The organism is Mucilaginibacter myungsuensis, assembly GCF_015222005.1.
Lineage (GTDB): Bacteria > Bacteroidota > Bacteroidia > Sphingobacteriales > Sphingobacteriaceae > Mucilaginibacter > Mucilaginibacter myungsuensis.
This window is the reverse complement of sequence record NZ_JADFFL010000002.1, coordinates 37,186-59,048: the sequence shown is the minus strand read 5'-3', so window position 1 is coordinate 59,048 and position 21,863 is coordinate 37,186. Positions and strand designations below refer to the sequence as shown.

Genomic DNA, 21,863 nt, shown 5'->3' with positions numbered 1-21,863 from the left:
AAAGGGGTGTCATCCTGAGCTTGTCGAAGGATGGTGCAGAAGGCCTGCCCAACATGGTTCGACGGGCTCACCATGACACCCTGTAGTAAAGTTTATTTCTTGTCTGTCTTCTGAAACAAATAATGGCTCACTATCCATTCATTGCCATTATTATAATTCCATAACTCGGCGCAGGCCATGTAAAATAAGCGCCAGTAAACCCACCATTTCACGGCTTGGTCCTCGCCATAAGTTTGGTGGAATAGCGGCATGATCTGTTCTTTATGTTTATCCATATTGGCCAGCCAGGCCTCGCTGGTTTTGGCATAGTTGGTGCCGCTTACATGCCAGTGTTTTTCTACCACCAGGTCGCGGTTAAAATAAAACATCAGGTCATCGCTGGGCATGATGCCGCCGGTGAAAAAGTATTTACTCATCCAATCGGTATCATCTATCACTTCAAACTTGTAAGCGTATTCTTTATGCGTGAAGATGTGGATCCAAAGCTTGCCCTCAGGCTTTAGGAAAGAAGCTACTTTGCCTAATAGCAACTCGTAGTTGCGCATGTGCTCGAACATCTCTACCGATACCACCCTGTCGAATTTAATGTCGATATCGAAGACGTTAATATCGGCAGTGATCACCTCTAAATTAGTGATGCCGCGTTTATTGGCTTCGTTATCGATAAAGATCTTTTGTGTACGCGAGTTGGATACGACCTTAAACGTGCTGCGCGGGAATTTGGCCGCCATGTATAGCGATAACGAGCCCCATCCGCAACCCAGTTCCAACACGTGCTGCCCATCGACCAACTCGGCGCGTTGGCAAGAAAGTTCGAGCATGTCATCTTCGGACGTGTCGATATCTGTTACACCATCCTTCCAATAACCCGAAGAATATTTTAGGTTTTTACCCAGGCAATACTGGTAAAACTCGGTAGGGACCTCGTAGTGCTGCTCGTTAGCATCGGCTGTATTAACGGCGATCGGGGAAGCCTTCAACTCGGCGATGAGGTTCATCAGGTGCCGTTGCTGATCCTCAACGTTCCCTTTATGCTCGTCGTGCAGGCGTTGTTTAAGTAATTTGCGGATGCCCTTACGTAGGATCCGATCGGGGACTTTGTCGGCTTCAATAATTTTGTCGTACCACATAGTTGTTCACCTCTCCCCGGCCCTCTCCAAAGGAGAGGGAGTTGTTAACTTCGTAAGTCCTCTCCTCAGGAGAGGATTTAGGAGAGGTGCGAATTTGAAGAAGTTACGGGTTTAACAACAATGTGGTTTGAGTGTTGGCGAAAAAGATGGCCAAATTACTCACATTAGTAATTACTTGCCGAACATGCCGCCCAGGCCACCCATCCCGCCGAACATATCCCGCGTCATGGCAGCCATTTCGCTTTGGTTTACGTTCTCGGCCTCGGCAATGGCTTTGTTGACGGCTACCGCCAGCAATTCTTCCAGTTCCTCGCGGTCGGCTTGTTTATAAAACTCCTCGTCGATGCTGATGCTTTGTACCACACGGTTACCATTGGCCGTCACCATGATCTTACCACCCTCGGCAGAACCCGAAACGGTGATGTTATCTAATCTTTGTTTTACCTCGCCCGCCTTTTGCTGGGCCTCAAATAGTTTATCGAACATGTTATTCAGTTGATCGGTTAATTAGTTTATTGGTGATCAGTTGTAAAATAGCAGACCGGACAACTGATCACTGATCGACCGGTCAATGGTCCTATAACCTAATCCTCACTCGTATCGCCCGCCCCGGTGTATGCTTCCTTGCGTACTACCGGCATACCGGCGGCTTTGTACAGGTCATCTAAGTGTAGCAGACTGCCGTTCACCATATTGCCTAACAGCACAATAACCACATCGTTTTTAAGATCGCGCAAATAAATATGGCGGAAACCGTGCCACCAGCCGGTGTGGTAAACCACTTGCTGATTAGGGGCCTCAAAGGTGCGCCAGCCGTAGCCGTAGCTAAAATGCCCGCGCACTAATGGGTTACGTGGCTTATAGGCCGAATCTTGCGTGGCAGGCTTGATGAGTTTGCCGGCACGTAAGGCGCGGTCAAATATCAACAGGTCGCCTACGGTACTGTAGATGCCTTTATCGCCCACAGGGCCATCTAAAAAGTTTTGCGCGACGGAGTATTTCCAGCTGTTACGATCATGACCCATTACTTTGGTCGGGATCTTTTCGTACTCGGCTTTAGAATACACGTTGGTATTCTTCATTCCGGCTGGCTTGAAAACGTTCTCCATCATGTACTGCGAATAACGTTGCCCGGTCACTTTTTCTAATATGGCTGTCAACACCATGTAGTTGGAGTTATTGTAATGGAACTTTTTATCCGGGGCGATATAACGTGCCGGTTTATATTCGGCGATCAGTTTCATCGCGTCCTGGTTGTTCAGACCTTTCTTTTGGTCACGTTTTTCTTTGCGATAGATACCATCGACGAAGTAAACATAATTCATCATGCCCGAGCGGTGCGTTAGCAACAAGCGGATGGTCACGCCCTCATACGGGAAATCGGGGAAGAACTCTTTAACGTTCTGATCCAGTTTGATCTTGCCACGTTCCCACAATTGCATAATGGCAATGCCCGTCATGGTCTTGGTGACCGAGGCCAGCTCGAATTGCGAGGCCAGCGTTAAGCTATCCTGACGCGGATAATTGGCCCAGCCGAGTGCGTTCTGATAAACGATCTTGCCTTTTTTAGCTACCAACACGTTGCCGTTAAAGTTGGCTACTTTGTGCAGGTGTTGCATAAAGGCGTCTATCTGTGGGTCGGCCTTTTTAGGGTCGTACTTTAGGATGGTGGCAATATCAAGGGGTTTGGAGTTGACCACTTCCGCATCGCTTTGTTTAGCGGGGTCGGACGAGCACGACGACAACAGGAACAGGGACAAAAGAACAGCAAAGGTGTTTTTATACACAAAGATCATACGCAGGAAAAATTCACAGATAAAACGATCGGTAAAATTAAAGATCAGTTAGATCATACCGACAATGAAATTGAAACATTTTTGTTTTAGTTAATAACAATTCTTTAGTTTTAGACATGAAAACCTTACACAACTTATTAATTGCCGGCTTACTGATGGTTATGCCGGCAGCAAATGCTTTGGCTCAGAGCGCCGATGCCGAAGCTATTATTAAACAAGGCATCCAACTACACGACAAAGGCGACTATGCCGCCGCCATTGAAAAATACCAGGAAGCTTTAAAGTTAGACCCCAAAAGCACCCTTGCCGAGTTCGAGATCGGGTATTCGATGCTGATGGCAGGCCGGGGCAAGGAGGCTATCCCGCATTTGGAAGCTGTGATAACAGCCGGTGGTGATATGCGGGCCGGTGCCTATGACATGCTGGGCAGCGTTTACGATAACGAAAAACAATTTGATAAAGCCTTTGAGCAATACAAGAAAGCAATAGAGGCCGACCCCAAATATCAGCGGGCCTATTTTAACATGGGCATTGCCTACGTGCGACAAGAGAAGTATGCCGAGGCCGAAAGCTATGCTATCTCGGCCTTAAAGCTGAACCCGAGACACAGCAGCAGCCATAAATTATATGGCTTTGCTGCTGCCGGGCAAAAAAAGAAAGCCGGTGCGGTACTGGCTTATTGCAACTTTTTGTTGCTCGAGCCACAGTCACGCAATACGGCAATTGTTTATAATGAGTTGCAAAAGGCATTAAATGGCAACATATCTGCTAAAGACAGTGCTAATAAAAAGAATGTAAATATCTCTTTGCCCCAAACCGGTAATGTAGAGGCCGATGCCGCTAACCTGGGTGTGGCTATGGCGGCCCTATCCTCTAAGTTGGACGACAAAAAGAATTTGCCTGCGGTAGAGCAACTTCAGGATCAACTGAAGACCATCTTTTTGATCAGCGGTGAATTGGCTGAGAAGAAAGCCAATAAAGATTTCTTTGAGAAATTTTACGCCGGCTATTTTTACAGCCTGGCAAGTTCGCCGGCTATGGCGGCGTTTACCAAGCTCATCAGCCTGACAGGTTTTCAGCAGGACAATATTGCCTGGTTTAAGGCAAACCCCGACGAACTTAAAAAGTTAGAGGAATGGGATAAGAGCACCGCGCACGCTTTTTAGTTATTTTGCGTTGGTAAAATAAAGCCCGATCGTAAATGAAACATCTACGCCTAACGTTATTTATATTGATGATGATGGCGCCGTGGTTGGCCATGGCGCAAACTACCGACGTTCCCACCCTAACCCGTGAAGGCAACGAACTAAGCACCCAAAAGAACTACCCCGCCGCGCTGGAAAAGTATAAGGCCGCTTTAGCTATCGCGCCCGAGTATGCCCCGGCCAACTATCAAATGGCTTTCACGCTGAATGCGTCGGGCAAGGGTTTGGAGGCTTTACCTTATTTGGAGAAGGTTTTTAAGTCGACGGAGGCATCGGCGAACCTGATCAATGGCGCATACAGTTTGGCCGGGAGCATTTACGATCGTAACCGCCAGCCACAAAAGGCCATCGAAAGTTATAAGCAAGGCATTGCCGCCAACCCCACCAACCAACCTTTGCAGTACAATTTAGCTTTGGCTTATTTCCGTAACAAGCAGTATACTGATGCCGAAACCACAGCCGAGCAAGCCATCAAACTCGACCCCAAACATGCCAGCACCATGCGAGTGCATGGCTTAGTGACCTTCCATCAAAACGAACGGGCGGTCGCCTTGCTGTCGTTTTGCAGCTTTTTGATCTTAGAACCCAATACCCTACGCAGTACCGAGGCAATTAATAATATCCGCAGCATTTTTCATGGCGGGATATTAAAACGCGAAGCTGGCGCAAAACCTATCCGACTTGATGCCAATACCATCGCGCTGAACAATGCGGTCACCATTGCTATAAAGCCATTCGCAACCCGTCGATATGCCTCAGCCGGCGACCTGCTGGCGGCACAATTAACGGCCGTATTTACTTCTATAGGCCAGATAGCCGAAAAGCAGAACGGCAACGACTTTTTTAGAAAGTACCAAGCCGCCTACTTTTACCAGTTAGCTAAAAGTCCGCACATGCCTCCCTTTGCCCGTTACATTACACAGACAACGCCCGGAAGCGCCAAGTGGATAGCCGCCAACGCGCAAGCTATGACTGATCTGGATGTTTGGTTGAAGGGGACGGAGCGAGGATTTTGATGCAATAATAATGGATCACTCCACCCACTTACGATACCTCCTACCTCTAAGCTTCGAGTACACCTCGACACCTTCAGGGTTATTCAGATCTTTTGCCGAGAAGATATCTGTTTCGTAGCAATCGTCAAGGCTTTCGATGACCCAGCGTACAAGGGCGCCCTTGCTGTTGAGATATGGTTTACTGTAACTTTCTTTTTGGCTTTCTATTTTCTGGTACGCTTCCTCATGCGAGCGGGCTTTTACCATCACAAAACGATCTTCGATGGTTTGGATCCCACTGGTATGGCCTTCAACCTCTACAGCCACGGTCATCTTTACCGTGTAGAATTGCGAAACAGAACGAGACTTTCTTTGAAAAGCGTGATCGATATGTCTGATATAGATATGGTCGACAATATCAATATCGTGGATCGAGGGTAATTGAGATAAGCTAACGGTTGCTTTGATTCCCCTCGGACTATTCTTTTTACCGATGACCTCGTGATCATCAAACAGTCCCGTTCCTATCAGTTGTTGAAGTTTTTGCTGATTGCCCTCGTCGACCTTAATTCGCCTTTCGGCGGGAGACAATTGCAATAATGGTTCGATATCTGGGTAAGCCCAGTGGATATCTATCACGGTCTTTCGTTCGCTATCGGAGAAGTTTTTATCGAAGCGCCAATTATCTAAAGAATACTTCATCTTAATTAGCGGCCACCTTCTCTTTCCCTAACATCTTCAATATCGCCTCCACATATTCGCGGTCGTTAGCCAAACGTGGTACTTTATGTTGGCCACCCAATTTACCACGCTCTTTCATCCATTGTAAAAATGTTCCGCAAGGCACTTGCTTAACCAACGGGCGGTGCAAGGCCATGTCTTTAAAGCGTTTGGCATCATAATCAGAGTTTACTTTGCGGAGGGTCTCATCCAGGATGTCTACAAAGCGTTCAAATTCTTCGGGGTCTTTCTCAAATTCGATCAGCCACTCGTGGCCGCCTGTTCCATCTTCAGAGAAATAGACGGGGCAAGCGGTGTAATCGCGAACGATCGCTCCGGTGTAGCGGCAAGCGCGGTCTAAAGCACGTTCGGCGTTATCAATGATCACTTCTTCGCCAAAGGCATTAATGAAATGCTTGGTACGACCAGTGATCTGGATACGGTAAGGGGCAAGCGAGGTAAAGCGGACTGTATCACCGATCATATAGCGCCACAGCCCGGCATTGGTGGTAATGATGAGTGCGTAATTCTTATCAAGTTCTACCTGATCCAGGGTCAACGTTGGTGGGTGCACGTCGTTAAGGTGCTCGAATGGAAGGAACTCATAGAAGATGCCATAATCCAGCATTAATAACATATCGCCATGCTGCTCGGTATCCTGGATGCCGAAGAAACCTTCGCTGGCATTGTAGGTATCCAGGTAGTACATATCATCCTTGGGGATGAGTTGCTTGAACAGGTCGCGGTATGGCGTAAAGTTCACCGCACCGTGGAAGTATAGTTCCAGGTTCGGCCAAACCTCTAACAGGTTATTCTTGCCGGTGATCTCTAATATGCGTTTAAACAATAGGATATTCCAGGTAGGTACACCGCTGATACTCGTAACGTTCACATCCTTGGTGGCCATAGCCATTTTTTCGATCTTCTCGTCAAAGTTCTCCAGCAGGGCAATGTCCAGGTGTGGGGTACGGTAAAACTCGGCCCAGATCGGCAGGTTCTTCATGATCACGGCGGATAGATCGCCAAAAGAGGCGTCCGCATTAAGCTGACTGATCTGGTGGCTGCCGCCAAGAGTTAAACTTTTACCGGTAAATATGCGGGCGTTGGGGCGGTTGTTAAAGTAAAGGGTTAGCATGTCCTTGCCGCCCTTAAAGTGGCATTCCTCTAAAGATTCCTCGCTTACGGGGATGAATTTGCTGCGATCGCTGGTAGTACCTGATGATTTGGCGAACCAACGTATCTCTGATGGCCATAACACGTTCTGCTCGCCTTTAAGCATGCGCTCAATGTACGGCTTCAGCGTGTCGTAAGTTTGTATGGGTACGCGCTCTTTGAACTGCGCGTAATTCTCAATGCTTTTAAAATGGTGCTGCTTGCCCCACTCGGTGTTTTCGGCCCAGCCAACTAACTGTTCCAGCCATTCTTCCTGCACTTCGTGCGGATACTTCATAAAAAGCTCTATCTGGTGGATACGCTTTTTCATGAACCAGGTAAATACAGAATTGATTATGGTCATAATTGGATGCAGAGATGCACCGCAATTTAAGGATTAAAAACTTTTCTTTTTAGTACAAAATTAGCACCTAAATAAACTTTCCTTACCATCTCATTATTAGCCAGCACTTCAGGCTCGCCGCTTTCCAGTATCTTGCCCTCAAAAAGTAGATAGGCACGATCGGTGATAGATAAGGTCTCCTGCACATTGTGGTCGGTGATCAGGATGCCTATGTTCTTGTGTTTCAGCTTAGCAACCAGAGCCTGTATCTCTTCTACGGCAATAGGGTCTACACCGGCAAATGGTTCATCCAGCAGTACAAAGTTAGGCTCAGCAGCCAAAGCCCGTGCTATCTCGGTACGGCGTCGTTCGCCACCCGATAACAGGTCGCCACGGTTACGGCGTACCTTGTGCAGGCTGAACTCGTCTATCAGTTCTTCCAGTTTTTCTTCCTGTTTTATCTTGCTCATCGGCCCCATCTCCAGGATGGCTTTTATGTTATCCTCAACAGATAACTTACGGAACACCGATGCCTCCTGAGCCAAATAACCGATACCCTTTTGCGCACGGCGGTACATCGGATCCATAGTGATGTTGTCATCATCCAAAAAGATCTGCCCCTCGTTCGGCTTGATCAAACCTACGATCATGTAGAACGACGTAGTTTTACCCGCGCCATTAGGCCCCAACAAACCCACGATCTCGCCCTGCGACACGTTGAACGATACATCGTTAACAACCGTACGCTGTTTGTATTTTTTTACTAAGTTCTCTGCTCGTAAGTTCATGTTGTTTCAGTGATCAGTGATCGGTGATCGGTGATCAGTGCCACTTGGGTCACTGCTAACTGATAGCGTTTCACTGAAGTTATGATATGGAGGTGATCTGTCGATAAGTGCCTTACTGGTCACTACTCAACTGGTCACTGCTCACTAAATCTAATCCCCCTTATATTTAACTGTATGCTGCGCTTATCGCGCCATACGTTCTCTTCAATGCTGTAACAGATATCGAATGGTTGCCCGCTGTTTATCTTGTCTAAATGTTCGGCCTGTCCAAAGGCGATGCAATCAAATATCGGCGATCCTTGCTGATCTATCGTCACCTTTAGGTGCGCACCACCTACTAACGTTGCCAGGCCCTTAACTTGTACACCCCTGCTTAAAAATATAGGCGACATGTTTTCGGGTCCAAATGGCGCGAACTGTTGCAATATCCTAAAAAATTTCGGGTCTATCTGTTTCAGTTCCAGTTCGGCATCGATCAGTATCTCGGGGATCAGCAATTCGGGTGGGATAGTGGCGCTTACTACTTCCTCAAAACGGTCGGCAAAAGCGGTCACGTTCTCGGGTTTCATGGTCAGGCCTGCGGCGTATTTGTGCCCGCCAAATTGGATGAGCAGGTCGCTGCAATCGCAAAGGGCCTCGTACAGATCAAAGCCGACTACTGAGCGTGCCGAACCTGCCACATGCCCGTTAGATCTGGTAAGGACGATAGTAGGGCGATAATATTTCTCTGTCAGGCGCGAAGCTACGATACCGATCACCCCTTTATGCCAATCCTCGCGATAAACTACGGTCGACTTTCGGTCGATCATGATCTGGCTTTCGTCTATCATACTCAGCGCATCGCCGGTGATGTTAAGGTCATGTTCTTTACGCTCCAAATTTTTAGTATTGATGAGCGCTCCTAAGGTGTTGGCTTCATCATCATGGCAGCTGATCAGTAATTCTACCGCTTGCTTGGCATCATCTATACGACCGGCAGCGTTAATGCGCGGACCTAAAAGGAAAACCACATCGGATATGGTATACTCCGACGAGCCTTTCTTCGCGACGCCCATCAAGGCTTTCACGCCAATGCATGGCTCAGTATTGATGCGTTGCAGGCCGTAATGTGCCAGCACCCGGTTCTCGCCGTCGATATGTACGATGTCGCAAGCGATACTGATGGCCACGAGATCCAGATATTGGGTCACTTCTTCAAAAGGGATATCGTGCGCCTGGGCATAAGCCTGTATCAACTTAAAGCCGATGCCGCAGCCCGAAAGCTCTTTATAAGGATAATCGCAACCGGGGCGTTTAGGGTCAAGCAACGCAACAGCATCGGGCAATTCATCGCCCGGTAAGTGGTGGTCGCAGATGATAAAATCGACACCCAAGGTATTTGCGTAAGCAACTTTATCTACTGATTTTATGCCGCAATCCAGCGCGATGATCAGCGTGAAGCCGTTCTCCTTAGCAAAGTCGATGCCTTGGGTAGATATGCCGTAACCTTCCTTATAACGGTCGGGTATATAATAGGCTAACTGGTCGTAGCGTTTGCTGAAAAAACTATAAGTGAGGGCTACCGAAGTCGTCCCGTCCACGTCGTAATCGCCGTAGATCAAGATCTTTTCGTTTTGAGCGATGGCCTTGTCGATACGCTCGATCGCCTGCTCCATGCCCGCCATCAGGAAAGGGTCGTGCAGATGTTCCAGTATCGGGCGAAAGAAGAATTTGGCCTCGTCGTAAGTCTGTATGCCCCTGTGCAGTAACAGCTGGCTCAATACCGGGCCAATACCCAATCCGGCAGACAGTTGGTCTACAGTTGCTTTGTCGGGTGTTGGTTTAAATGTCCAGCGTTTTTGCATGTTGTTGGGTTAGCCACAAGGGGTACAAAGAATTTTCACTAAGGGCGCAAAGTAATCAAACTGATCAGTAATTCGCAAACCTATACACGCTTTATGACTTTTGTATTGGTCGCGCCGATGGCCAGGAATACCTGCAAGGCTCTTCCAAATAGCACCAAAAACAAAACCCGTTCAAACTTATCGTCCGAACGGGTTTTCTCTTTAATAATTATCCTTTTTATTGGAAGTACTATCTAAAGCAGGTTAGTTTTAATTTGAATTAGCTCCAACGATCTTTACGCTCGCCACCGCCACCGCCGTAGCCACCGCCGGTACCGCCACGGTTGCCACCGCCGCTGTAACCACCGCCGCCGCCACCACGGTTGCCGCCGCCGCTATAACCGCCGCCGCCACCACCACGGTTTCCACCGCCGTAGCCGCCACCACCGCCAAAGCCGCCGGTACGTGGACCAGTGCTTGGTTTACGCTCTTCAGCTTGACTAACAGCAATTGTTCTGCCGCCAATTTCGCTACCGTTCAAACCGTCGATAGCTTTTTGTGCAGCCTCGTCGTCGGTCATCTCAATAAAGCCAAAACCTTTGCTTCTACCGGTCTCGCGATCGGTAATGATTTTCACTGAACTTACTTCGCCGTAAGCTGCGAACAGTTCTTGCAGATCAGCTTCCTCTACCTTGTAGGGAAGACTTCCAATAAAAATTTTCATCAAGTTTTCAATTAAACATTAAGCATATCTATGCTTAACAGCACTTAAATAACACCAACTCGTCGATAGTGTTTATTTAATTTCAATTATAGTTAAATTAAATTCAATAAATACTATTTATTTATTTCTGAACAAGAATGTTTTTTACAACTGTTACATCATAGGTCGCTGGTCGCTTATACGGACAGGCCGATCCAATTGTTATTTAAGTAGCAGCTGATCTGGCAGGGATACTTTTTAAAGTGGATCGCCGTTGGTATCTTGTGCCGGTCAAAACATGACCTGTCGTTATCGTTAAATACATGAAAAAAGCACTACTACTTATCATCGCCATTGCAGCGTTCACTTATAACGCCAAAGCCCAAACCGTTATCGCCGCTAAAGATGCCGCCAAACACATCGGCGACAGCGTAAAGATAACCGCCAAAATATTCAGCGGGAAAACGTTCGCCTCTAACATGACCTTGTTAGATATCGGTGGTTTTAACCCCAACCAGGAACTAACGCTGATGATCCCGGCCGATGCCAAAAGTAAATTTAAAGGCGACCCGGCGACCGACTTTAAAGGTAAGGACGTAATAGTGACCGGCAAGATCATCGATTACAAAGGCAAGCCCGAGATCATTTTGCTGGACCCGAAGCAGATCAAACTGGTATTGATCGATAGCAGTAAGGGTACACCTATAATAGAACGTCAGTAAGTTTTTTGCTGCAAGATATTTAAGCCTTCTGCCAGCCGCAGAGGGCTTTTTTATTGCTGGGGCGGGCAATATTGTAACATTCCCGTTCGTACTATAATTATCGGGCAAAAATTTTCGTTCAGATAAATACTTTACTAACTTAGTAAATAGGTATGTACTCTCATCACCCCAAGGTATTATGAACGGACAGAACAATTACGAACTCCTGATCGATAAGATCAACGTATTTATCCGCAAGTACTACTTTAACAATTTGCTAAGGGGGCTGATCTTTTTGGGTGCGGGCCTGTTTTCGGCCTACGTGGTGATCACGCTGAGCGAGTACTTTTTTAACTTCGGTACCCTGCCGCGTACCATTCTGTTTTACTCTTTTATTTTACTGAACCTTGGCCTGCTGTTTTGGCTTGTAGTACCATCATTATTGGCTTGGCTAAAGGTTGGTAAGACCCTAACGCATGATGAAGCTGCCCAGATCATCGGCACACATTTTAGCGATGTAAAGGATAAGCTGCTCAACACGCTTCAACTAAAAAAACTATCCGAGCAGGATGACCGCAACCGCTCGCTGATCGAGGCAAGCATAGGCCAAAAGATAGAAGGCTTGCGCCCGGTGAGTTTCCCATCGGCCATCAATCTTAAAGAGAATAACAAATACCTGAAATGGGTTTTGGCGCCGGTAGGAGTGATCGTGTTCATTGCGCTGGCTTCACCATCCATATTGACCGAGAGCACTAAACGCCTCATCAACCACGATAAATATTATACCCCAGCCGCTCCGTTCCAATTCGATGTACTGAACGACAAACTAAGTGTAGTACAAGGCGAAGACCTAAAGCTGGACTTGAAAATGACCGGCAGTAAAATTCCGGCCGATGTTTATGTAGAGACCAACGGTAACACCTTTAAGTTAGATAAAGAGAATCTGGCTAAGTTCCATTATCTGTTCAGCAACCTTCAACAGAACACCGCTTTTCGCTTAAGCGCCAATGGTTTTTACTCTCAGCCTTACGAGATCAAGGTTAACCTGAAACCGTCATTGTTAAATTTTGACGTTGAGTTGCACTACCCAAGCTATCTGCACAAAAAGGACGAGAAACTGATCAACGCCGGTGACCTGACGCTCCCTGCCGGAACTACCGTAAAATGGCAACTGCATACGCAGAATGCTGATAAGGTGGTTTTCGGCTTAGACGGCAAGTCGACCGATATTGCCGAAGGCAATGATGGCCTTTTTGAACATACCGAGCGCATCAGCAGAAACGCTATGTTCTCGTTAAAGCCCGAGAGCAAGATGGTTACCCGCGGCGATTCGGCCAGTTACCGCATTAATGTTATTGCCGATGAATTACCGGCCATCACCGCTGTAGAAAGGGCCGACTCGATCAGCACTAAGGCTATGTACTTTAATGGCCGCATTCAGGATGATCACGGCTTTACTTCTTTGACCTTCCACTATAAAGTTGGCGCACCGGGTAGCAACCGCGAAGAAAAGACCATCACCAGAAGCGTGAAGGCCGATCTGGGCCAAACTCAAAGCGATTTCTTTTACTATTGGGATATGAAAGACATTGCCGTTAAACCCGGCGATGAGCTGACCTACTACTTTGAGGTGGCTGATAACGACGCAGTATCAGGTCCTAAAAAGGCCCGCACCCCTGAGCGTGCCATGAAGGTACCGACCGAGAAAGAATTGCAGGAGCAACTGAACGCCGGTACCGAGGCGGTGAAGCAAAAAATGTCGTCGGCTATTAAGATCGCCGGTCAGTTAGAGCGCGAGTCGCAAAAGCTGAACCAGATGTTGCTGAATAAGAACACACTTTCTTTCGATGAAAAGAAACAGGTGGAGGACCTGATGCAAAAGAAAAAGGAACTGAATGACCTGATCAAGGACATACAAGCCGAGAACCGCCGCAACCAAATGAACCGTCAGGAAAACTCGGGCCAAAGTCAGGAGTTGACCGACAAGCAAAAGCAAATGGACGAGTTGTTGAAAAATGTACTTGATCCTAAAACCCAGGAGATGCTGGAAAAACTACAGCAACTGTTAGAAGCCGAGCGTAAAGAGCCTACCCGCGATGCCGTTAACAAAATGCAGAGCGAGAACCGTAATCTAAAAAAGGAACTATCCCGTGCGCAGGAGTTGATGAAGAAACTGGAGTTTGATCAGAAAATGGATAAGACCATTAAAGACCTGAACAAACTTGCCGAGAAACAAGAGGCCTTAGCGCAAAAGACCGACGCTTTAGATAAAAAGGAACAAGGCAAACAAAACCAAGATCCAAAGAACCAGGACAAACCGAACTTGGGCGATAAGGACAAATTCAATACCGATAAAAAGGATCAGGACAAAGCCAACGCTGATAAGGCTACGCAGGACAAAGCTAATGCCGACAAAAAAGATCAGCAGGATAAACAGAACGGCGACAAGCAGAACGGCGATAAAAAAGACCAGGACAAAGCTAATGCCGACAAGGCCGCGCAAGACAAAGCTAAGGCAGACAAAGCCGCACAGGATAAGGCTAACGCCGACAAGCAGCAGCAAGACAAGGCGAACGCTGATAAACAGAATGCCGACAAACAAGCCGGCGATAAAAAGGATAGCCAGAAAACTGATGCTGAAAAGCAAGCCGAGAAAGAGCAGCTGCAAAAAGAGCAGGATAAGTTGAAGGAAGAATTTAAAGAGGTTGAAAAACAGATGGACGATCTGAAAAAACAGAACGAACAACTGGAAGACAAGCAGGAATTTGACAACTCGCCGCAAGAGAAGCAAAGCGTGGAGGAGGACATGGACGAGAGCAAGGAGCAACTTAAAAAGGATAATAAAAAGCAGGCATCCAAGTCGCAAAAGCAGGCCGCGCAAAAAATGAAAAAGATGGCGCAAAAGATGCAGGAGCAAAAGGATAAGGAGGAAGAAGAACAAGCCGGTATTGACCTTGCCCAATTGCGCGAGTTATTGAAGAGTTTGGTGAATAGTTCTTTTGAGCAGGAGCGCGTAATGCAAACCCTGCGCAGTACCAGCGCCAATGATCCACAATACGTAACCCTGGCCCAAAAGCAAAAGGATATTAAGGACAACTTGAAAACGGCCCAAGACTCGTTATACTCGATCAGCAAGCGGGTGCCGCAGATCAGTTCGACAGTCAATAAAGAGATAGCCGGCATTAACGAACACATTGATAAAGCCATCGAACTGTTAGGCGACCGCCGTACCGCCGAAGCTAACCGAGATCAGCAATATGCCATGACCAGTTTGAACAACCTGGCCTTGATGCTGAGCGAAGCAAGGGACAACATGAACGATGCCCAACAATCAAAGAAAAGCGGCAAGAGCAAAAAGCAGTCGAAGAAACAGCAACAATCCATGCAGCAGCTGAGCAAACAACAGCAGCAGTTGAACCAGAACATGCAAAAAATGCGCGAGCAAATGCAGCAGCAGCAACAGCAGGGCGGTAAAGAAAACCAAGGGCAAAGCCAGCGCCAAAGCATGGCCGAGCAATTTGCCCGCATGGCGCGCCAGCAGCAGGAGATACGCCAGCAGTTAGAGCAAATTAACCAGCAGGACAATAAGGACGGCAACAATAATATGGGCGATCTGCAAAAAATCGCCAAACAAATGGAACAAACTGAGAACGATCTCGTAAACAGGAAAGTGACGGAGGAGTCGATCCGCCGTCAGCAACAGATACAGGTTAAGCTATTGGAGGCCGAAAAAGCTGAACAGCAGCGCGAGGAGGACAACAAACGAGATAGCCACGCCGGAAAAGATATTCCGCCAGGCTATATTAAGGCCCTGCAAGACTACCAGCAGGCTAAGGCCAAGCAAACAGAACAGGTGAAAACAGTACCCGCGGCACTTAATTTGTATTATAAGCAGAAAATAAAGTCGTACTTTGATCAACTTAATGCTAAATAATATGACAGCATCTAACTATCCTACTACCGAACTATATACCCTGCAGCTACCATCGCAAGCGGATAGCTTGACGCAGGTTGAGGTTTTGATAGAGGAGATAGCCGATAAATACCAACTACCCGACGATACTTTTGCCAACATGATGACCTGCCTGAGCGAGGCTGTCAATAATGCGATAATACATGGTAACCAGAACGATCCGACCAAAAAAGTGATCGTGAATGCCGAGGTGGATGGTCGCCGCATTATCTGGACCGTGACCGACGAAGGCGACGGTTTTGATCCTGCCCATATTCCCGATCCTACTGCGCCCGAGAACCTGGAAGCATTATCAGGCCGTGGTGTATTTATTATTAAACAACTGGCCGATCAGTGCATCTTCACCGAAAAAGGCAACGAGATAGAACTACATTTTAAATTTTAATGCCTGCCATTACTTTTTTTGAAGAGGATACCAAATTCAAGCCCAAAAACAAAGTAGCCCTGCGCAAGTGGATCAAAGACACCATTGTTGCCGAAGGCTACAAACTGGATGAGTTGAACTATATCTTCTGTTCCGACGCTTACCTGCTCCAGATCAATCAACAATATCTTAACCACGATACTTATACCGACATCGTCACGTTTGATAACTCGGAAGAGGAGAAGGTGATCGTGGGCGACATCTTTATTTCTGTAGAGCGCATTATAGAGAATGCTGCCAAATTCAAAGTTTCGACCGACGACGAACTGCACCGCGTGATCATTCACGGGGCCTTGCACCTGCTTGGCTACAAAGACAAGACCAAGGCAAGTAAAACTTTGATGACAAACATGGAAGACAAGTATCTGGCCACGAGAAGTTTTTGACTTTACGCAACCAATTGTCCATCTTTGATCGTATATAAGTACAAAAACCCTTAATTACCATTATGAAAATACTTGCCATCTTCTTTGCGCTGTTGTTCACTGCCGCGCCAAGTTCTGTTTATGATTTTAAACTAAAAAACATCGACGGTAAAAGCTTCGACCTTGCTAAATACAAAGGCAAAAAGATCCTGATCGTTAATACCGCATCACAATGTGGTTTCACCAAGCAATATGCCGACCTGCAAAAACTGGCCGAGACCTATCCTGACAAATTGGTAGTGATCGGTTTCCCGGCCAACAACTTTGGCGGACAAGAGCCTGGCAGCGCTGCCGAGATCAAAGCTTTTTGCACAGGTAAATACAGCGTAACCTTCCCGCTGAACGAGAAAGTGAGCGTTAAAGGCGACGATATAGCCCCGCTATTCAAATACCTGACAGAAGCCGAAAATCCTGACTTTACCGGCGAGATCAAATGGAACTTTGAAAAATTCCTGGTAGATGAGCACGGTAAATTGGTTCACCGTTTCAGGTCTAAAACCACACCGATGTCCGAAGAGATCACCAAATATTTATAATGAGCAACGGCCTGATGAGGGCCGTTCTTAGTTTCGTAGCCTTTGCAAAAAAAATCAACCTCAAAGGGCACAAAGGTTTTCACAAAGGACACAAAGGCTTGCATATTGACGATGCAAGGCTTTGTGCCCTTTGTGCATTCTATCTTTGTTTCCTTTGTGGTTAAAAAATCTAAAGATCATGCATATTTCAGCATCCCCCATATCATCTCATAGCCTTCGCTAATAATGGCGGTTTGCTTATTGGGTTCCAGATCAGCCTGGGTAATGTATTGGTATAAGCCGAATACGTGATTGTTATATAAAGTCAGGATCAGTTCGGCGGGATGGGTGCGTAATATCTTTCGGCGGATGCCTTCGGCGATCAATCGGTCCAATATAGTTTGATTATCTCCCGTTGGGACGTTGGCATAATGGGGCGATAACTCAAACTGGCGCAGGTAGTAAAACTTACCGCGGTTTTGCAAAGCCCAATGCAGGGTCGCGGTAAAGATGGTCTTAAATTTTGGGGTGATGAAATCGCTGTCGTGTGTGATGGCGGCCAGCGATGCTTCCAATTCGTCCTTTATCCAAACGTAAATGGCCAGCACCAGTTCATCTTTAGTTTTATAGTGATGGAACAGCGTGCCGTTGGCCACGCCGGCCTCCTGTGCCACTTTGGCCGTAGCCGTTCCATGAAAGCCGTACTCTACGAACATCCTTAACGCTGTCGCGAGTATCTGCTGTTTCTTGTCCAAAAGTTTGGTGTAATAAGTTGTATCAAATTTAATTAAACCACGGCAATCGGCAACAGCTATTTAGAAATTATGGGTTGTTAATATCCTGCTACTTACGCGTTAAATGCGCCTATTCTGTAACAAGCCCGTAACACCAATAATACTATCAAAATTTCCCCGTTGAACATCTTTTGGCTACCTTGAAACCTGATATGAAATACCCCGGCTTCTTCGTCGCTTTTATTGCTTTCCTGATGTTCTCGGTCGCTGCTGTGGCCCAGCAAACCTTTATTATTTCGGGGACCGTAGTTGACGAGAATGGCGCACCGGCCAAGTCGGTAACGGTGTTCATTAGCGGTACAAAAAAGATCACCGCTACCGATGCTGAAGGCAAATTCAGCCTTAGCAGTATAACGCCGGGAACGTTCCAATTGTCGGTACAAATGATCGGCTACGGGGCGCAGGTACAGAATGTCATCATAAAGGACAAAAATGTCACCGTCAATGTCGCCCTAAAAGTAAAAGCGACCGAACTGCGCGAAGTGGTCATTGGCCCCGACCGTTGGGAAGAGCGCTACGCGATATTTAAACGGCAGTTCTTAGGCACGTCCGACAATGCCAAAGAGTGCACCATCATTAACCCTAAGGTGATCAGCTTTTCTACCAATAAAAAGAAACTGATGGCCGATGCCGATGAGTTCCTCATCATCGAGAATAAACGCCTGGGTTACCGTATCCGCTATCTGCTTAAAGCTTTCGAGTACGAAGATGCCGTGACCAAGTACGACGGCGAGACCAGCTTTGAAGAATTGGAAGGCACCGAAAGCGAGAAAAAGAGATGGGCTAAGAACAGGTTGCAAGCTTACGAGGGGTCAATGATGCAATTTTTAAGGTCCGTCTATCATAATACGGCTAAGCAGGATGGATTTGTGGTGCGTGCTTTACACACCAGCGAGATATCCGGATCTTTGATGCTATCTGCCGATCCGGTAACTTTTGATTCGTTAGCGCGCGGTACCGATACCACTTTTATTTCGCTACGGCACAAAACATTATACATTCAGCATATCAAGGGCGACGAGAACAAGGTGACCGAAGAAAGCTATAAACTAAAAGTTACCGACATCTATAAAAACAAAGGCTCGTTACTGAGCCTTAATTTGCCCGAGGCGCTGATCGATAGCAAGGGTGCTTATACTGATTACCGCACATTTATGATCCAGGGCTTGTGGGCCTCCATGCGTATTGGCGATCAGCTGCCTTTTGAGTATCAACCACCGTTGAAGAATTAATTAAAGATCCTCACCGTTTAATATATGCCGCAGCCGATCAACTACAAACAGCACATCGAGATCAACCCACAGATCAGGTTTGGTAGTCCGGTCATTAAAGGTACGAGGATAACAGTTTATGATGTTCTGCAGTGGCTTGCATCCGGCATGTCTGCCTCAGATATATTAGCAGATCTCCCACAACTTGATCAAGGCAGATCTTCGCGTGCCTGGCCTACGCCGCCATAAAGAACGCACAATTAGGGTGGCGCAATGATCATTCGATCTTAGGCGAAAACAACTTACAGTGCTCCCCACATACCGATCGTGTCATTTTTATAATTCCAATACACTAAGCCTGACATTATCACAGCATTTCAACCATTAAATTTTCAAAACTATAATAGTGTTTACAGGTTTTTCTTTTAGGGATCTTTGCTTAACTTGACCCAATAAAACCTATTAATGAAAATTTATCACCTTGCTGCCGAATGTTATCCTATTGCCAAAATTGGCGGTTTGGGAGATGTTGTTGGAGCGTTACCTAAATACCAGGTAAAAGCCGGCCTGCAAGCCGCTGTTGCCCTTCCTTTCTACGACCGTAAATTTGTTCACGAGAACCAATTCGACGTTATTTTCCGCGCCTCCACACTTTTTGCAGGCGAGCGCATGGAATTTGAGATATGGAAAGAGAAACACGATGTACTGGGTTTCGAGCTTTATCTTATCCGCATCCCCGGTCTGCTGGATCGCCCCGAGGTTTATAGCTACCCCGATGAGAATGAGCAATTCATCGCCTATCAATTAGCGTTTTTAGATTGGATCAACTGGTCGCAGCAATCGCCGGATATTATTCATTGTCATGATCATCATGCAGGTTTAGTACCTTTCTTACTGCAATATTCGGCTATTTATAAGCGCCTGGCCAATACACCAACGGTGTTCACTATCCATAACGGGCAGTACCACGGTGCTTTCGGTTATAACAAATTTAAATACCTGCCTGAGGTTGACATGCGTTACGCAGGCCTTGTAGATTGGAGCGGTGGCATTAATCCGCTGGCTTCGGCGGTGCGTTGCTGCTCGGCTTATACCACCGTGTCGCCAAGTTATATGGAAGAACTGAGCTGGCAATCTAACGGATTGGAGCGCTTGTTCCAAATGGAACGCCATCGCGGCGTGGGTATCGTTAATGGCATCGACTCGCTGGTTTGGGACCCGGAGATAGACCCAATGATCCCGGCCAAATATTCAGCCGCGGACTTTACCAATAAAGCAGCCAATAAAAAGGCGCTGTGCGAGCGCTTTAATTTGGACCCTTCGCTGCCGCTGATATCGTTCATAGGCCGTTTAGTGACCGACAAAGGCGCCGAGCTATTGGCCGAAGCCATGAACCGCAGCCTGCAAGAAAACCCGGGCAAGGTGAACTTTTTAGTATTAGGCACCGGTGATAAACCAATTGAACACTCGCTGAAAGGCTTGATGGATCATCAGCCAGACCATTATCGCGTTTACATCGGTTACGATGAATCGCTATCGCACCAGATCTACGCCGGATCCGACTTTTTGCTGATGCCATCGCGTGTAGAGCCTTGCGGATTGAATCAGCTCTATTCATTACGATATGGCACTATCCCAATGGTGCACCGCACCGGCGGCCTGCGCGATACCGTGATAGATTTTGGCGATGCAGATGGATATGGGATATGTTTTGACAAAACCAGTGTTGATGATATCTGTTATTCAGTAGGTAGAGCCATTGCGCTTTACGCCGATACCAAACATATAAACCAATTACGGACGAGGATGATGGAGCTGGATTTTTCATGGGAACGCTCGGCCAAACAATACACCCAATTATACGAACGCTTAATTAAAAACATATGACATCCAAAGTAATCAGTATTGTACTTGGCGGCGGGCAGGGATCGCGCTTATTCCCGCTCACAGCTACTCGATCTAAACCTGCTGTGCCCATTGCCGGTAAATACCGGTTGGTCGATATCCCTATCTCTAACTGTTTGCACTCAAATATCACGCGCATATTTGTGTTAACGCAATTCAATTCGGCATCGCTTAATAAGCACATTAAAAACACGTATCACTTTAGCAGTTTTAGCGATGCTTTTGTAGATATCTTGGCTGCCGAGCAAACGCCAACCAGCGGTCACTGGTTCCAGGGAACAGCTGATGCGGTTAGACAAAGTTTGCACCACTTGTCTGTACACGAGTTCGAGTACGTCCTTATCCTGTCAGGAGACCAACTGTACCAGATGGATTTCGACAAGATGATCCAAGCCCACGTTGAGGCTGGGGCCGAGATATCTATTGCCAGCATTCCGGTACATGCCAATGATGTTCCGGGCTTTGGTATCTTAAAGACCGACAGCGATAACAACATAACGGAGTTCATAGAAAAGCCTAAGTCGAACTTTGAGAGTTGGGCATCAGAGGTTAGTCCGGAGATGGCGGCCGAAGGCCGTGTTTACCTGGCATCTATGGGTATCTACCTGTTCAATAAACAAACATTGTATGACTTGTTGAATGGTAACGACCACCCGGATTTTGGTAAGGAGATCATCCCGCAATCGATCCATACCCACAAGGTGATCAGCTACCAATACGAAGGTTACTGGACCGATATCGGTACTATCCCGTCGTTTTTTGAGGCCAACCTTGGCCTTACGGACGAGATACCGGAATTTAACCTTTACGGTAACAAACCGATATATACCCGTGCACGGATGTTGCCGCCATCAAAAATTTCGGGCACGCATCTGGATCGTACCATTATATCTGAAGGTTGTATCATTAATGCAGCAAGCATTGTGCACTCACTGGTTGGTATCCGTACCCGCATCGGTTTCGAGACCAATATTGAGAGTTGCTATGTGATGGGTTCTGATAATTATCAGACACTGGAGCAGATCGCGCATGCTAAAGAGCATAATGAGCCTATTATGGGTATCGGCGATCGTTGCAATATCAAGAACGCGATCATTGACAAGAACTGCTATATCGGCAATGACGTTACCATTAATTGTGGCGAAAAGCTACCTGATGGTGACTTCCCTACATATACCGTTCAGGATGGCATCGTTGTGGTTAAAAAACGCGCGGTGATCCCTAACGGAACAGTGATATAATATTTAAGGACTACAATAC

At 46.9% G+C, this 21,863-nt stretch carries 20 protein-coding genes; 11 read left to right on the top strand and 9 right to left on the bottom strand.

Translation table 11 applies throughout. The features are described from left to right. Window positions 1–92: 92 nt before the first annotated feature. The 3 genes from IRJ16_RS04060 to IRJ16_RS04050 all read right to left on the bottom strand — a co-directional run bounded on the left by IRJ16_RS04060 (window position 93) and on the right by IRJ16_RS04050 (window position 2,926). A complete protein-coding gene (locus IRJ16_RS04060) occupies window positions 93–1,130 on the bottom strand; it encodes an SAM-dependent methyltransferase (protein WP_194110257.1) in 1,038 nt (345 codons plus the stop codon). Between the two features lie 171 nt (window positions 1,131–1,301). Then, window positions 1,302–1,616, bottom strand: a complete 315-nt coding sequence (locus tag IRJ16_RS04055; protein ID WP_194110256.1) for a YbaB/EbfC family nucleoid-associated protein — start codon at window positions 1,614–1,616, stop codon at window positions 1,302–1,304. 98 nt (window positions 1,617–1,714) lie between these two features. Beyond that, window positions 1,715–2,926 (bottom strand): serine hydrolase domain-containing protein, encoded by a 1,212-nt coding sequence (locus IRJ16_RS04050; protein WP_194110255.1) that lies wholly within the window; start codon window positions 2,924–2,926, stop codon window positions 1,715–1,717. A gap of 116 nt (window positions 2,927–3,042) precedes the next feature. Here IRJ16_RS04050 and IRJ16_RS04045 point away from each other — a divergent pair, with 116 nt between their 5' ends. Both IRJ16_RS04045 and IRJ16_RS04040 read left to right on the top strand, forming a co-directional pair. Beyond that, window positions 3,043–4,092 carry a tetratricopeptide repeat protein gene (locus tag IRJ16_RS04045; RefSeq protein ID WP_194110254.1) on the top strand — a complete coding sequence of 350 codons (1,050 nt, stop codon included), beginning with the start codon at window positions 3,043–3,045 and terminating at the stop codon, window positions 4,090–4,092. 35 nt (window positions 4,093–4,127) lie between these two features. Further along, window positions 4,128–5,147, top strand: coding sequence for a tetratricopeptide repeat protein (locus IRJ16_RS04040; protein ID WP_194110253.1), 1,020 nt, complete (start codon window positions 4,128–4,130; stop codon window positions 5,145–5,147). A gap of 15 nt (window positions 5,148–5,162) precedes the next feature. Here the strand turns inward: IRJ16_RS04040 and IRJ16_RS04035 are convergent, their stop codons facing one another. The 5 genes from IRJ16_RS04035 to IRJ16_RS04015 all read right to left on the bottom strand — a co-directional run bounded on the left by IRJ16_RS04035 (window position 5,163) and on the right by IRJ16_RS04015 (window position 10,676). Beyond that, window positions 5,163–5,828: a DUF4288 domain-containing protein gene (locus tag IRJ16_RS04035; RefSeq protein ID WP_194110252.1), complete on the bottom strand. Its 666-nt coding sequence runs from the start codon at window positions 5,826–5,828 to the stop codon at window positions 5,163–5,165. Window position 5,829: 1 nt separating this feature from the next. Further along, window positions 5,830–7,362, bottom strand: coding sequence for a GH3 auxin-responsive promoter family protein (locus IRJ16_RS04030; protein WP_194110251.1), 1,533 nt, complete (start codon window positions 7,360–7,362; stop codon window positions 5,830–5,832). Window positions 7,363–7,388: 26 nt separating this feature from the next. After that, the gene (lptB, locus tag IRJ16_RS04025) at window positions 7,389–8,129 is read right to left on the bottom strand and encodes an LPS export ABC transporter ATP-binding protein (RefSeq protein WP_194110250.1); all 741 of its coding nucleotides are present in this window, start codon (window positions 8,127–8,129) and stop codon (window positions 7,389–7,391) included. Window positions 8,130–8,263: 134 nt separating this feature from the next. Next, entirely contained in the window at window positions 8,264–9,973 is a 1,710-nt protein-coding gene (gene recJ, locus IRJ16_RS04020; protein ID WP_194110249.1) for a single-stranded-DNA-specific exonuclease RecJ, read from the bottom strand. Window positions 9,974–10,232: 259 nt separating this feature from the next. Next, on the bottom strand, window positions 10,233–10,676 hold the full coding sequence (locus IRJ16_RS04015; RefSeq protein ID WP_194110248.1) for an RNA recognition motif domain-containing protein: 444 nt from the start codon (window positions 10,674–10,676) through the stop codon (window positions 10,233–10,235). Between the two features lie 302 nt (window positions 10,677–10,978). On the opposite strand from IRJ16_RS04015, the gene IRJ16_RS04010 reads away from it, so the two are divergent. From IRJ16_RS04010 to IRJ16_RS03990, 5 genes are all read left to right on the top strand, one after another. Continuing rightward, entirely contained in the window at window positions 10,979–11,377 is a 399-nt protein-coding gene (locus IRJ16_RS04010) for a hypothetical protein (RefSeq protein ID WP_194110247.1), read from the top strand. Between the two features lie 178 nt (window positions 11,378–11,555). Continuing rightward, entirely contained in the window at window positions 11,556–15,290 is a 3,735-nt protein-coding gene (locus IRJ16_RS04005) for a DUF4175 family protein (protein ID WP_194110246.1), read from the top strand. 1 nt (window position 15,291) lies between these two features. Further along, window positions 15,292–15,714 (top strand): ATP-binding protein, encoded by a 423-nt coding sequence (locus IRJ16_RS04000; protein WP_194110245.1) that lies wholly within the window; start codon window positions 15,292–15,294, stop codon window positions 15,712–15,714. Continuing rightward, complete coding sequence (ybeY, locus tag IRJ16_RS03995) at window positions 15,714–16,139, top strand: rRNA maturation RNase YbeY (protein ID WP_194110244.1); 426 nt, start codon at window positions 15,714–15,716, stop codon at window positions 16,137–16,139. Before IRJ16_RS04000 ends, ybeY begins: the two co-directional genes overlap by 1 nt. Window positions 16,140–16,201: 62 nt before the next feature. Then, the gene (locus IRJ16_RS03990; RefSeq protein WP_194110243.1) at window positions 16,202–16,714 is read left to right on the top strand and encodes a glutathione peroxidase; all 513 of its coding nucleotides are present in this window, start codon (window positions 16,202–16,204) and stop codon (window positions 16,712–16,714) included. Between the two features lie 176 nt (window positions 16,715–16,890). On the opposite strand, the gene IRJ16_RS03985 is transcribed toward IRJ16_RS03990, so the two are convergent. Further along, a complete protein-coding gene (locus IRJ16_RS03985) occupies window positions 16,891–17,448 on the bottom strand; it encodes a TetR/AcrR family transcriptional regulator (protein WP_194110242.1) in 558 nt (185 codons plus the stop codon). Between the two features lie 191 nt (window positions 17,449–17,639). Between IRJ16_RS03985 and IRJ16_RS03980 the strand changes: the two genes are divergently transcribed. From IRJ16_RS03980 to IRJ16_RS03965, 4 genes are all read left to right on the top strand, one after another. Next, on the top strand, window positions 17,640–18,719 hold the full coding sequence (locus IRJ16_RS03980) for a carboxypeptidase-like regulatory domain-containing protein (protein WP_194110241.1): 1,080 nt from the start codon (window positions 17,640–17,642) through the stop codon (window positions 18,717–18,719). 24 nt (window positions 18,720–18,743) lie between these two features. After that, entirely contained in the window at window positions 18,744–18,947 is a 204-nt protein-coding gene (locus tag IRJ16_RS23180) for a DUF433 domain-containing protein (protein WP_353959036.1), read from the top strand. Between the two features lie 216 nt (window positions 18,948–19,163). Next, the gene (locus tag IRJ16_RS03970) at window positions 19,164–20,585 is read left to right on the top strand and encodes a glycogen synthase (protein ID WP_194110240.1); all 1,422 of its coding nucleotides are present in this window, start codon (window positions 19,164–19,166) and stop codon (window positions 20,583–20,585) included. Then, window positions 20,582–21,844 (top strand): glucose-1-phosphate adenylyltransferase, encoded by a 1,263-nt coding sequence (locus IRJ16_RS03965; protein WP_194110239.1) that lies wholly within the window; start codon window positions 20,582–20,584, stop codon window positions 21,842–21,844. Before IRJ16_RS03970 ends, IRJ16_RS03965 begins: the two co-directional genes overlap by 4 nt. Window positions 21,845–21,863 lie beyond the last annotated feature (19 nt).

Bases quoted from the DNA above. Each gene is read 5' to 3' on its own strand.
- IRJ16_RS04060 (WP_194110257.1), bottom strand. From the start codon at position 1,130: ATGTGGTACGACAAAATTATTGAAGCCGACAAAGTCCCCGATCGGATC.
- IRJ16_RS04055 (WP_194110256.1), bottom strand. From the start codon at position 1,616: ATGTTCGATAAACTATTTGAGGCCCAGCAAAAGGCGGGCGAGGTAAAA.
- IRJ16_RS04050 (WP_194110255.1), bottom strand. From the start codon at position 2,926: ATGATCTTTGTGTATAAAAACACCTTTGCTGTTCTTTTGTCCCTGTTC.
- IRJ16_RS04045 (WP_194110254.1), top strand. From the start codon at position 3,043: ATGAAAACCTTACACAACTTATTAATTGCCGGCTTACTGATGGTTATG.
- IRJ16_RS04040 (WP_194110253.1), top strand. From the start codon at position 4,128: ATGAAACATCTACGCCTAACGTTATTTATATTGATGATGATGGCGCCG.
- IRJ16_RS04035 (WP_194110252.1), bottom strand. From the start codon at position 5,828: ATGAAGTATTCTTTAGATAATTGGCGCTTCGATAAAAACTTCTCCGAT.
- IRJ16_RS04030 (WP_194110251.1), bottom strand. From the start codon at position 7,362: ATGACCATAATCAATTCTGTATTTACCTGGTTCATGAAAAAGCGTATC.
- lptB (WP_194110250.1), bottom strand. From the start codon at position 8,129: ATGAACTTACGAGCAGAGAACTTAGTAAAAAAATACAAACAGCGTACG.
- recJ (WP_194110249.1), bottom strand. From the start codon at position 9,973: ATGCAAAAACGCTGGACATTTAAACCAACACCCGACAAAGCAACTGTA.
- IRJ16_RS04015 (WP_194110248.1), bottom strand. From the start codon at position 10,676: ATGAAAATTTTTATTGGAAGTCTTCCCTACAAGGTAGAGGAAGCTGAT.
- IRJ16_RS04010 (WP_194110247.1), top strand. From the start codon at position 10,979: ATGAAAAAAGCACTACTACTTATCATCGCCATTGCAGCGTTCACTTAT.
- IRJ16_RS04005 (WP_194110246.1), top strand. From the start codon at position 11,556: ATGAACGGACAGAACAATTACGAACTCCTGATCGATAAGATCAACGTA.
- IRJ16_RS04000 (WP_194110245.1), top strand. From the start codon at position 15,292: ATGACAGCATCTAACTATCCTACTACCGAACTATATACCCTGCAGCTA.
- ybeY (WP_194110244.1), top strand. From the start codon at position 15,714: ATGCCTGCCATTACTTTTTTTGAAGAGGATACCAAATTCAAGCCCAAA.
- IRJ16_RS03990 (WP_194110243.1), top strand. From the start codon at position 16,202: ATGAAAATACTTGCCATCTTCTTTGCGCTGTTGTTCACTGCCGCGCCA.
- IRJ16_RS03980 (WP_194110241.1), top strand. From the start codon at position 17,640: ATGAAATACCCCGGCTTCTTCGTCGCTTTTATTGCTTTCCTGATGTTC.
- IRJ16_RS23180 (WP_353959036.1), top strand. From the start codon at position 18,744: ATGCCGCAGCCGATCAACTACAAACAGCACATCGAGATCAACCCACAG.
- IRJ16_RS03970 (WP_194110240.1), top strand. From the start codon at position 19,164: ATGAAAATTTATCACCTTGCTGCCGAATGTTATCCTATTGCCAAAATT.
- IRJ16_RS03965 (WP_194110239.1), top strand. From the start codon at position 20,582: ATGACATCCAAAGTAATCAGTATTGTACTTGGCGGCGGGCAGGGATCG.